General features: G+C 69.0%; 8 protein-coding genes. 2 read left to right on the top strand and 6 right to left on the bottom strand.

Annotated elements, in window-relative coordinates; genetic code table 11:
* Positions 1–52: 52 nt before the first annotated feature.
* Positions 53–655: a hypothetical protein gene (locus ABZV38_RS26320; protein ID WP_356330834.1), complete on the bottom strand. Its 603-nt coding sequence runs from the start codon at positions 653–655 to the stop codon at positions 53–55.
* 152 nt (positions 656–807) lie between these two features.
* On the bottom strand, positions 808–1,977 hold the full coding sequence (locus ABZV38_RS26315) for a hypothetical protein (RefSeq protein ID WP_356330831.1): 1,170 nt from the start codon (positions 1,975–1,977) through the stop codon (positions 808–810).
* A 615-nt stretch (positions 1,978–2,592) separates the two neighbouring features.
* Between ABZV38_RS26315 and lpdA the strand changes: the two genes are divergently transcribed.
* Entirely contained in the window at positions 2,593–4,005 is a 1,413-nt protein-coding gene (gene lpdA, locus ABZV38_RS26310; protein WP_356330830.1) for a dihydrolipoyl dehydrogenase, read from the top strand.
* A 251-nt stretch (positions 4,006–4,256) separates the two neighbouring features.
* Here the strand turns inward: lpdA and ABZV38_RS26305 are convergent, their stop codons facing one another.
* Positions 4,257–4,724, bottom strand: coding sequence for a nuclear transport factor 2 family protein (locus tag ABZV38_RS26305; protein WP_356330828.1), 468 nt, complete (start codon positions 4,722–4,724; stop codon positions 4,257–4,259).
* 480 nt (positions 4,725–5,204) lie between these two features.
* Positions 5,205–5,999 (bottom strand): SDR family oxidoreductase, encoded by a 795-nt coding sequence (locus tag ABZV38_RS26300; RefSeq protein WP_356330826.1) that lies wholly within the window; start codon positions 5,997–5,999, stop codon positions 5,205–5,207.
* 564 nt (positions 6,000–6,563) lie between these two features.
* Between ABZV38_RS26300 and ABZV38_RS26295 the strand changes: the two genes are divergently transcribed.
* On the top strand, positions 6,564–7,640 hold the full coding sequence (locus ABZV38_RS26295) for an NAD(+)/NADH kinase (protein WP_356330824.1): 1,077 nt from the start codon (positions 6,564–6,566) through the stop codon (positions 7,638–7,640).
* Positions 7,641–8,019: 379 nt separating this feature from the next.
* Here the strand turns inward: ABZV38_RS26295 and ABZV38_RS26290 are convergent, their stop codons facing one another.
* Together ABZV38_RS26290 and ABZV38_RS26285 are read right to left on the bottom strand one after the other, a co-directional pair.
* Complete coding sequence (locus ABZV38_RS26290; RefSeq protein WP_356330822.1) at positions 8,020–9,246, bottom strand: SGNH/GDSL hydrolase family protein; 1,227 nt, start codon at positions 9,244–9,246, stop codon at positions 8,020–8,022.
* Positions 9,243–11,669: a glycoside hydrolase N-terminal domain-containing protein gene (locus ABZV38_RS26285; RefSeq protein ID WP_356330820.1), complete on the bottom strand. Its 2,427-nt coding sequence runs from the start codon at positions 11,667–11,669 to the stop codon at positions 9,243–9,245. The genes ABZV38_RS26290 and ABZV38_RS26285 overlap by 4 nt, the downstream gene beginning before the upstream one ends.
* Positions 11,670–11,735 lie beyond the last annotated feature (66 nt).

Below are 11,735 nucleotides of genomic sequence, written 5' to 3'. Positions count from 1 at the left end.
GCCCCCGCCACAACAGCTATCGCGTCAAGCGCCCCGCCGATACCGGCACCCGTCACCCCACACCCGCCACGATCCGCCTCGCCAACGAACAACCCCTCGGCCTCGTGGCATGACGATCACCACAAGCTAAGTGGCATTGGCCCTTGACCCGCGACAGCTTTCCGTCGAGGGAGAACATCCGCCTCTCGGCGGTGTCCTCGGAAACGCTCGGTGCGGTGGAGACCGACAGGTCCGTGTACAGGGTGCCCGTGGCCGAAGTGACGCTCTGACCGCCGTCCGCCGCCTCGGTCTGCACGGCGTATTCGGCGCCGAAGACCGGCACCCCGTTGTGCTTCTGCTGGAAGCGGACGGACGACTGCTTGCCGTCCTTGCTGGTACTCACGGTCTCAAGATCCGCGACCGGGACCTTGTATGTGTCCTGATGGGCCTTCAGGTGCGCCCGAGCGGCCTGGGCCGGAGTGCCCTCACGGACCGTGTCGTCGAGACGCTGAGTCATGGCGGGCGCGACGGGCACCCGGTCGCCGGCCACAGTCGTGGCCGGCGGCGCTTCCTCCTCGGCCCAGGCCGGTGACGTCAGCAGCGTCGAGCCGGTGGCCGCGACGACCACTGCCGCGGCCAGGACACGGCGGAGCCGTCTTTGTCGTGTCGGGAACACGTGAACCCTCCCCTATCGCACAGATGCGTGAAATCGACCAGCTGTGTGAGGTGTGGGAGGCCCCACGCGGTCGGTGCCTAGATGGTTCGGCACGGCCGGTGGGGTGTACAAGAGATGTCCCTGGCGTGAACACGCCGAGGCGCAAATACGCCTCAGACGGCGCTGTTTTCACTCCGGTTCGGAAGGTTTTGCGCCTCCGCTCCGTCCAGCCAGCCGCTGCACGCCGCATGCCAGCCGAGTTGGAACCGCGTGGCCGCCCCTACCTCGGCCATGAGGGACTGCAGACGCCGCTGGACGGTACGGTGCCCCATGTCGAGCTGACGGGCGATGGCCGCGTCGGTGAGTCCCACGTACAGCAGGGAGACGATCTGGCGGTCCACGGCGTCGAGTTCGGCACCGTCGGTGCGTCCGACTGTCGGGTCCGTGTCGGAGGTCAGCAGGCGCCAGCCCCTGGTGAAATGCGTTTCGAAGAGTGAACTGAGCGCGGTGAGCAGTCCGGTACCGTGCACGGCCAGCGCGACCGGATCGACGTCGTCGCGCTCCGGGGCGAGCGGCAGCAGGGCCATCCGCCGGTCGACGATGATCATTTTAATGGGAAGTTCGTCGACTACGGAGATGTGCTGACCCTGAGCGGCGTACGCGGCTGCCGTCGCCGCCATTTCGGGACGTTCGAGCCAGTCGCGCTCGATGACACTCCGGAGGGCGATCCCGCGCCGCATCAGCACGTCTTCGATCTGGTCGTGGTTGTCCTCGACGGTGATCACGGCGTGGACCTCACGCAGCGGCATCATGGTGCATACCTCGATGGTGGCCTGATCCTGCATCAGCAGGAGCCTGCGCCGGATCGCTGTCGCCCCCGACAGCACCTCGACCGGCGCTCCCGAGGCATGGGCCTGGGCGGATCGGTGCCGTTCGGCCAGGGTGGTCACGAGCGACTCGACACGGCGCAAGGCCGCCCGGCGGGTTTCCAGCAGAGGTCCGAGAGCGAGCACGGGGGACGCGGCCCGGTAGTGGAGGGCGGCGTCGCCGGCGGGTTGGGTGCTGGCGAGACCTCGTTCCACCAAGACGTCGAGGGCGCACGCAACTTCCTCGGCGCACCCCGTCGACTCGCCCGCGAGCGTGGCGGGTTCACTGTCGGGCCGGTCGACGAGGAGCCGGTACACGGCGTCCTCCAAGGGCTCCAGGCCGAGGAACGTGAGCAGGGAAGCCTCTGCCGCATCCGGCGCGACGGGGGTGCCGCCGGACGGGTGAGGGCCGTCCGCGCTCAGTGCCGTCCCTCGACGCAGCGGTGCCGGGAAACACCGGACGCCCGCATCGGACACGCGCCGCGACACCGGAGTGTCCCGGTCCCTGCCGCATCGTCGGTCACTGTCCCCGCCCCCTTGTCGCCACCCAGATGATCACATTATCTGGGTGGCTCTGCGGGAACATGCACTACGCTGTCCAGCGCTGCGCAGAAAGGTGCAGGTCGAACCGTTGAGGATGTGCCGCAGCAGGGTCCCGACCTGCTCGGCGCCGAAGTTCCTCTCCCAGAGCCTGCGGCAGGCGGGCTGCGCGGGCCGTGTGGTGTCCCCGGCCACTGTCGCGCCGGCCCCCAGCAGCCTTCTCTCCGGTCCGCGCGAGCGAAGCCCACGCCCGCACGGAGCGTCGCGACAACCGCGGCAAGTGTGCGGCGGCACGGAAGCGGTGGACGAGGGAGACGGGCCGTCTGCGCGACCGGCGTGCCGAGCCGAACTGGCTGAGGGAGCATGCTGCTGGATGGAAAGGCGATCGACGATGATCGGCCACGCGATCGCCCGCATGGTCTTCCGGGTGATCTTCCTGGCGCGGACGGGTGTCGGAAACCACGGCCGCCGGGCTGGTACACAGGCTGTTCGACCAGGATGAGTCGGCTCTCAACGGTGGCCGAACAGATCCCCGTCAGAAAGGAAATCTCCATGGATGAGCAAGGTGAGCGCTTCGACGTCGTCGTACTCGGAGCAGGACCGGGCGGATATGTCGCCGCGATCCGCGCCGCCCAGCTGGGCAAGCGCGTCGCCGTGGTCGAGGCCAAATACTGGGGCGGCGTCTGTCTGAACGTCGGTTGCATCCCCACCAAAGCGCTGCTGCGCAACGCCGAGCTGGCGCACATCTTCACTCGCGAGGCCAAGACCTTCGGTATCAAGGTCGAAGGGCAGGTGTCCTTCGACTACGGCGAGGCGTTCCGACGCAGCCGCCGTGTCGCGGACGGCCGGGTCAAGGGTGTTCACTACCTGATGAAGAAGAACGGGATCACGGAGATCAGCGGCCGCGGCACATTCGTGGACTCGCACACGCTCGACGTGGCGCTCTTCGACGGCTCGACCCAGAGGATCGGCTTCGACCACTGCATCATCGCCACCGGTGCGACTCCGAAGCTGCTGCCCGGGACCCGCCGCACCGCACGCGTGGTGACGTACGAAGAGCAGATCCTTGCCGAGGACCTGCCGCAGTCCATCGTGATCGCGGGCGCAGGCGCCATCGGTGTCGAGTTCGCGTATGTCTTGCACAACTACGGTGTGAAGGTCACCGTCGTTGAGTTCCTGGACCGGATCGCGCCGCTGGAGGACGCGGACGTCTCCGCCGAACTGGCCAGGCAATACAGGAAGTTGGGCATCGAAGTACTCGCCTCCACCCGCGTCGACTCGATCGACGAGTCCGGCCCGCAGGTCCGTGTCACGGTCACCGGCAAGGACGGCGCACAGAAGGTCCTGGAGACCGACAAGGTTCTGCAGGCGATCGGCTTCGCACCGAACGTCACCGACTACGGCCTGGAGAGCACCGGCGTAGGCATCACCGAGCGCGGCACGATCGATGTCGACGGCCGCTGCCGCACATCCGTACCGCACATCTACGCGATCGGCGATGTCACCGCGAAGCTGATGCTCGCGCACGCCGCCGAGTCGATGGGCGTGGTCGCGGCCGAGACCATCGCGGGAGCCGAGACCATGGAGCTCGACTACCCGATGATCCCGCGCGCCACCTATTGCCAGCCGCAGATCGCCAGCTTCGGCTGGACCGAGGCGCAGGCACGTGAGAAGGGCTTCGACGTCAAGGTGGCCAAGTTCCCCTTCACCGCGAACGGCAAGGCGCACGGTCTGGGCGACACGACAGGCTTCGTGAAGCTGATCAGCGACGCGAAGTACGGCGAGATCATCGGCGCCCACCTCATCGGCCCGGATGTCACCGAACTGCTGCCGGAGCTCACCTTGGCCCAGCAGTGGGACCTGACGGTCCACGAGGTGGCTCGCAACGTCCACGCCCACCCGACGCTCGGCGAGGCGGTCAAGGAGGCTGTGCACGGGCTCGCCGGGCACATGATCAACATGTGAGGGGGCGGCACCGCACGTTGCCCTCGGACGTCGGCGGTTCCGTGCCCGGGGGCCGGGGCGGACCATGAAACCGTCCCGGACGGCACCGCGCCCGGCGGTGGCTGCGGCATGCCCGCCTTCTCCCACCTCCCGGTCGGGCCCGGCAGCCGGATCGGTGTGCCGGGAGGTCGGAGTACGCGGGCCGACGGCGTCAGCAGGGCCCGTGTCGTGGGGCGCACAACGCTTTGGGTACCTCAGGAGCGGCTCCGGGATCAGAATCCGAGGTCGCTGAGACCGGGGTGGTCGTCGGGGCGGCGACCGAGCGGCCAGTGGTACTTGCGGTCCGATTCCTTGATCGGCAGGTCATTGATGCAGGCATGCCGTACGGCCATCAGCCCGTTCTCGTCGAACTCCCAGTTCTCGTTGCCGTACGAGCGGTACCAGTTGCCGGAGTCGTCGTGCGACTCGTACGCGAACCGCACCGCGATCCGGTTGCCGTCGAACGCCCAGAGTTCCTTGATCAGCCGGTAGTCGAGCTCGCGGGTCCACTTGCGCTTCAGAAACGCGACGATCTCGTCGCGTCCCGTCACGAACTCCGCCCGGTTGCGCCATCGCGAGCCCTCCGTGTAGGCCAGGGCGACCTTCTCGGGGTCACGTGTGTTCCAGCCGTCCTCTCCCTGGCGGACCTTCTCGATTGCGGTCTCCCGTGTGAACGGAGGGACGGGCGGGCGTGTGGTCATGACTGCTCCTTCAGGACTGGGCGCTCCGACCTCGACGCTAGAGCTCCCTGTACACGCCTGCCAGTCGTCCGCACCCCACCGCATGGCGATGCGCGCCACGAACATCGGGCCGGCCGGCTTCGCCGGGCAGCTCCGCCAGGGGAGTGATGGCGATCCGGGTGAACTGGATACCCGGCACAGGACTGTGCCCACCAGGCCGGGGGCCGGGGCCGCCTCCGTCCGGGTGGGAACGGATCACGGACGTCGGTGGGGCGACGATGGTGACGGTGGCGCAGATCTGCACGGATGCAAACTGGTGGGGAGGCCGCCCGGCGCGGTTGGTGCAGCCACCCCCCGGTTCCCCCCGGCCGCCGACTGCAGGAGCACGACGGCGGTCGGGCTCCTCGGGGCCCGTGGAGCGACGCCCTGGCGACTTGACGCAGGTCACCGCACCGGTATCAAGGAGACCGTCGCTGTGGGGCTCCCGGCGTTCGTGACCTGTCAGGGGAGGATGGAGTCGACGTATCCACCGTCCGCGCGCACGGCCCCGCCGGTCGTGGCGGAGGCGAGGTCCGAGCTGAGATAGACAACCATGTTTGCAATCTCTTCCGGCTCGATCAGTCTCTGCAGAAGTGACTGAGGCCGGTGCTTGACCATGAATTCCCGCTGCGCTTCGTCCCAGGGAAGACTGGGGTCGACGAGTTCGTACACGAAATCCTCGACGCCACCGGTGTGAGTCGGCCCGACGATAACCGAGTTGACGGTCACTCCGGTACCGGCGGCGTCCTTGGCGAAGCCCCGCGTGACAGCGAGCAGAGCAGTCTTGGACACGCCGTAGTGGATCATCTCCACCGGGATGACCACGGCCGAATCGCTCGCGATGTTCAGGACTCGCCCCCAGGAGCGGTCCTTCATGGCTGGGAGGTAGGCACGGATCATCCTGACGGCGGACAGAACATTCACGTCGAAGTAATGGCGCCACGCCTCGTCGCTGATCTCCAGGGCAGAGGCGGTCCCGAAGATGCCCAGATTGTTGACAAGGATGGCGACGTCCGGGGCCGCTTCGGTGACCTGCCGGGCGCCGTCGTCGGTGGTGATGTCGCCGGGCGCGGCGATGAAGGAGTCACGTTCCGTGTCCTGCCGCAGTTTCTCGATGGCATCGTCCACGGACTGCCGACGGCGTCCGTTGACGGCTACGCGGGCGCCGGCACGGGCCAGCCCTGCGGCAATGGAAAAACCGATGCCTTGCGTGGATCCGGTGACGAGCGCGGTCTTGCCGGTGAGATCGATAAGCACGGTTTCTCCTCAGACACGTGGTGCGACACTGCCTGTCGCCGCCAGTCGGTGTAACGGTGTTCGGATGCCGGGAGCCGGCGAGCGTGCGACGGGCGGACACATCCGCCCGGGGCGGTGCTGGGACGCCGTCCATCGGCCTTCGCGCATCTGCTCATGGAAGCTGTCGGGGCCGGGGCCGGGGCCGGGGCCGGTTCGGACGCCGCTGTCGAGGGCGGCGATGGGCCGGTTCGGGACATTCTGCGCGCCGGGGCGGGCCGGTGGATGAGGTCAGGCTCATGGCACCGATCCTTCCGCGTCGAGGATCAGCAGCGACCGCTTGGCGCGTCCAGGGGATCGGGAAAGACCCTGAAGGGTGACGGCTGCCGGCCGTCGCGTTCAGCACCACGGCCGGTGACGTGGTGGATCTGCCGTCCACCCTTCCGGACCTGTTGATCGTTCCCAGTGGCAACCCGGCGGACCCGATCGCCTGATGGGGAGCGGTGTGTCGGCCCGGCGACGGGCGGCACACCCGCAGGGCCCTCAAGGTGGGGTCAGGACATCGTCAGATCGCGGGGAGTTGAACCGATGAGTGTCGAGCGGGTGGGAGTCGTCGTCCACCAAGGCCGTCCCGAGGCCGTTGCCTCGGCGCGCGTCGTGCGCGACTGGTGTGCCGGTGAAGACATTCCCTGCACGGACATCGACGTGTGGCGCGACGACGAACGCCGGCGCGGCGGGCGGGAAGAGGCCGATGTCGCAGGCAACCCTGATCTCATCGTGACGCTCGGAGGCGACGGGACATTTCTGCGTGGCGCCAGGATCGCTGCCAAGAACGATGCCGCCGTTCTCGGGATCGACCTGGGCCGCGTCGGCTTCCTGACCGAGGTGCCGGCCGAGGACGTCGTCCGGGCGCTCGACGCCGTCCACCAGGGAAGGACGGAGGTCGAGGAGCGCATGATGCTGACGATGAGAGCCTCCCGCGTGCTCCAAGTGCCCAAGGACATCGATGCCCTGATGGGCTACGGGCGCCGCCCGATGCTGCCGCCTCCCCAGGTCGACCGGGAGGCGGAGGCCGCGGTGGAGGGCTGGGGCGTGGCGCTCGACGTCACCGCTCTCAACGACGTCGTCGTGGAGAAGCTCGCGCGTGACCGGCAGGTGAGTCTCGGCGTCTACATCGGCGGCCGGCTCCTTGCCTCGTACTCGGCCGATGCCGTCATCATGGCCACCCCCACCGGGTCGACCGCCTACAGCTTCGCCGCAGGCGGTCCGGTGGTCTCACCACGTATGGATGCCGTCATCTTCACACCCGTCGCGCCGCACATGACCTTCAACCGCACCGTGATCGCCGCGCCGGACGAACCGATCGCGGTCCGCGTCCTGCCCCACTCGGGACAGGGCGCGGTGACGATCGACGGTCACCTGCGTGGCGTACTGGACGCCGGGGACTGGCTCGGGGTGTACGCCGCACCGCGTCGTCTGCGGGCCATCCGGCTCGGGCCGCACGACTTCTACGGGCGGCTACGCACGCGCCTGCGCCTCACGGATGCTCCGGCCACGGCCGCCGACGGGGAGAGCGCACCTCTCTTCCGCCCCGACGGTCCGGTCCCGCACGACCTGGCCCATCTCCATCTCTCCCCGGCGGACAGGGCGGTCGACGGCGGCTGAGCCGGGCCGGAGCGCAGCCACGCCGTCGGCGATCCCCCCGCCACGCCGCTGACCGTGCCGGGTCGAGGTGGGGAGCTGCCGCGAGGACGCCCGAGAGAACGATGGCGGCCGGGTCGCCGGGGCGGGTGCCGGCCCCCGTCGACGCGGCCGAGTGGCATCCGGGCAGCCGCGCACACGAGGCCTCATGGCTCGTCCGGCCACCGGGCAGGCGCGCTGCGCCAAGGCCGCCCATCGGCCCGTCGGGGTCACGCGCGGTGACATAGCCCCGACGGGCCCTGGAGCGGCTCACTGCTGATCGATTTGCGCCCCGGCGTCCCGATCGGCTGATGCGTCGTCAGGACGTGGACGTGACCGCGGGTTCACCGGCTTTCGCGCGGGCTCACCCGCTCCCGCCTTCGCACGCGAGGGCCCCGAGGCCGATCGAGTCGGCCATCGCCTGCATGCCCTTGTCGTTGGGATGCAGATGGTCCCCTCCGTCGAACGTCGGCAGCAGCCGCTGCGGGTTGTACGGGCTGCGCAGGACCTTGTCGAAGTCCGCCACCGCGTCCACCGCGCCGCTGGTGCGGATCCACTCGTTCACCTCCACGCGTACCGCATCCCCCTGTGGATCCCACTCCGACCAGCCCTGGTAGGGGAGGACGGTGGCGCCGACGACGCACTTCCCCGCCGCGTGGGCCCGGTCGATGATTCGGCGGTAGCCCGCCGTCAGCGAGGCCGCCGTGACACCGCTGTGGGACTTGATGTCATTGACGCCCTCGAACAGGACCACCGTGCGCACCCCGGGCAGCGACAGCACGTCGCGGTCGAGACGCGCGAGCGCGCTCTGCCCGCCGCCGTCCGCCAGGACCTGGTTCCCGGATATCCCCGCGTTGGCCACGCCCTGGACCGTGGCGCCCGGCTCCTGCTGCAGCCGGCGCGCCAGGAAGTCGGGCCAGCGAAGATTCTTGTCGGTGGTGGACTGCCAGCCGTCCGTGATGGAGTCCCCGAGCGTGACCACGGCGCCGGTGCCGGCGCCGGTGTCCACGCTGACCGCGTCGAGGTAGAACCACGACCCGATCTGTTCCGTGTACGCGCCGTCCCGTTCCTCGGCCGCGTGGTCCCCGGCGGTCGCGTACGACGTCTGGAGAGCCATCCCGTGCCCGGTGGCGGGACCGCCCGACGTCCGTACGTACAGGCTGACCGCCAGATCGCTGCCGGCCTCGGTCCTCCCGGGCAGCGGATCGCTGTAGCGGATTTCGCCCGGCGCCAGGGTCACGGACGCCGCCCCGTCGAAGCGGAGCTTCCTGTTGGAGCCCGCCATCAGCCGGGCACCGGCTTTGCGCAGTCCGGCGTATGCGCTGCCCATGACCAGTGGCCGGTCGCCGAACGCGTTGGACACTCGGATACGCACTCCGCTGCCGCCCACGCTCGTGCGGACGACCAGACGGTAACTGCGGTCGGACGGGGCCTCGCCCAGCCGGTCCGCGCTGGCCGCCCAGGTGACCACCGACCGGTCGGGCACGGGAGTTGCCGCGGCGGCGGAGGAGGAGGAGGCGTGGGCGGGGGCGAGAAGTGTGGCGGCGAGGGCCACGACCGCGAGCAGGGCGCGGTGCGCTGCGCGGCTCATCGGAAGTTCCGCAGCGTGACGGATTCCCCGGAACGGAGGTCGACGTCGTGCGAGATGCCGCCCGCCGTCACCGTGGTCCTGCGCCCGCCGACACTGCGGATGGTGGCCTCGCGGACCCTGCCGTCGCGCCAGCTCAGGCCGACGACGAAACCGCTGCGCGCGCCGATGCCGGAGACCGAGCCGGCAGGCGCCCAGGCGGCGGGCAGCGCGGGGAGCAGTTCGATGTGTCCGGGGCGCGAGTAGAGCAGCATTTCGATCACGGCGGCGGCAGTGCCGAAGTTGGACTCGATCTGGAAGATCCCACGGCCCTTCCCGGTCTCGTAGATGTCGAACAGATTCATCGCGCTGCCGTTGCTGCCGTCTACGGACGGCCGCAGATTGGTGACCACCAGCTGATACGCGTTCTCCGCGTGCTTCAGTCGCGCCCAGCACAGGGACCGCCAGGCGTTCGCCCAGCCGAAGTTCTCCATCCCCCGCGCGGTGAGGAGTTCGGTCGCGCCCTTCACCAGCTCCGCGGGCGAGGCATCGGGCCGGATACGGTCTCCGGGGAACAGGCCCACCAGCGGGGAGAGATGGCGGTGCGTGGTCTCACCGAGGTTGTCGGGGGACATCCACTCCTGGAGCCAGCCGGTCTTCGGGCTGACCTCGGGCATGTACAGCCGCTCCTGGAGCCCGGCGACGGTCTTGCTGTACGCGGCGTTCCTGCCGAGCAGTGCACTGGCCTCGCGGTAATGCGCGAAGAGGTCCCGCACCACTTCCTGGGCGTAGGTGATGCCCTTCGCGTCCTGGGGGCCGTGCTCCGGCGACCAGTCCTTGTCGGCGACGAGGACCTCACGTTCCTTGCCGGTCCCCGCGTCGGTGACCGTCATGGTCAGCAGCCGGGTCTCCCAGAACTCGCAGGCGCCCTGGAGGAGTGGGTAGATCTTCGCGAGATGCTTCCGGTCCTGGGTGTACTCGTAGTGCTCCCACAGGGTGTTGCACAGCCAGGCATTGCCCGGCGGGTGCCACCACCAGCCCAGGCCGCCGTAGATGTTCGTGGAGTACGCCACGGTCCAGCCGGCGATTTTGCCGGAGGAGTTGCGGAACCGGTTGCGCGGATCGTTGAACAGGCTCTGGGTGAGTTCCGTCCAGACCGGGAGCTGAGAGAGGCAGTAGTCGGTGAACGCGTCGAAGTTGCGGGAGAGCGCGGTGCGATCGGCCATCCAGTAGTTCATCTGGATGTTGATGTCGGTGTGGTAATCACCCATCCAGTCCGGGTCATTGCCGTCCAGCCACGGGCCCTGGAGGGCGACCGGAAGACTGCCCCGGGAGCTGCTGATCATCAGATAGCGGCCGAACTGGAGGTACAGCGCTTCGAACTCCGGGTCCGGCTCGTCCTGCTGGGTACGCGCCTTCAGCCGTTCCCAGGTGTCGAGCGCCCGCTGCTCGGTCGTGGAAGGGCCCAGCGAGATCTGCATGCCGTCGAACTGATCTCGGTAGTCGGCCACATGGGTGTGCAGCAGTGTGGTGGGCGAATGGCGCACGGCGGTCCGCACCTTGGTCCTGGCGAGTGCGGCCGGGTCGAGGTCCGGGTCCCGGTAGCCGGCCTGCGGGTCGGGGGAGTAGTTCGTACCACCGCTGATCACGACCGTCAGATCCGCGCACCGGGTGAAGACGATCTTTGAGCCCTGGGTGGTGACCGATCCACTCATGCTGTGTGCGGTGATCGCGGCGCCGTAGCGGAGTCCGTTGGTGAACTCGGCGCCGAAGGAAAGGCTGTCGTGCGCGCCGTCCGCCGATGTCGTCTCGTCGTGCGTGCCGTCGAGCGAGACGGTGCCGGTGTAGTGACCGCCACCGCGCTGGGAGAACTGCACGACGATCACGTCGTCCGGCTGACTTGCGAAGACGCGGCGCTCGAAGGACACACCCGAGCGGATGTAGCTGGAGGTGACCAGGCCCTGGGCGAGATCGAGCTCGCGGCGGTAGCTGTTGACGGTGCCGAGATCGTGCTCCGGGATGTCGACCGTCACGTGCGCCAGCTGGGTGAGGCTGCCGAAATCGGTCCGCCCGTAGGGGAATTGCCCGTCCTGCTCCAGTACGTCATTGATCCCGCCGGTCCACATGGTGGCGTCGGAGACGAAGAGCAGTTCGTGCGAAGGGTCGTTGCCGACGAGAGCGCCGAGCCGGCCGTTGCCGACCGGCAGCGCCCGCTCCAGCATCGTCTTCTCGCCGGCCGGTGCGCGGTACCACATCCGCGTCGTCGAACCTTGGCCCTCGGCGAGCATCGGGGACGTGGTGGGGCGCTTCGGCGGGGCGGAGGCGGCGAAGGCGGGGAGGCCTCCGAGAGCGGTGAGCGATCCGACGGCGGCGGCGAGCGAGAGCACGCGGCGGCGGCTGGTGCTGGTGCTGGGCTGCGCAGGGGTGTGCGGATGCTGGTCGTTCACGGGACTACTCCATTCCTGCGGACATGGTGGAGGGCGCGGTACGGCATCGGGGAGCCCGGGCGGGAG

The organism is Streptomyces sp. NPDC005181 (assembly GCF_040608395.1).
Classification (GTDB): Bacteria; Actinomycetota; Actinomycetes; order Streptomycetales; family Streptomycetaceae; genus Streptomyces.
Note: the sequence above shows the minus strand (reverse complement) of the source record. Positions and strands in the feature narration are given on the sequence as shown.

Excerpts from the sequence above, each read along its gene's own strand:
- ABZV38_RS26295 (WP_356330824.1), top strand. The coding sequence starts at position 6,564 with ATGAGTGTCGAGCGGGTGGGAGTCGTCGTCCACCAAGGCCGTCCCGAG.
- ABZV38_RS26290 (WP_356330822.1), bottom strand. The coding sequence starts at position 9,246 with ATGAGCCGCGCAGCGCACCGCGCCCTGCTCGCGGTCGTGGCCCTCGCC.
- ABZV38_RS26305 (WP_356330828.1), bottom strand. The coding sequence starts at position 4,724 with ATGACCACACGCCCGCCCGTCCCTCCGTTCACACGGGAGACCGCAATC.
- lpdA (WP_356330830.1), top strand. The coding sequence starts at position 2,593 with ATGGATGAGCAAGGTGAGCGCTTCGACGTCGTCGTACTCGGAGCAGGA.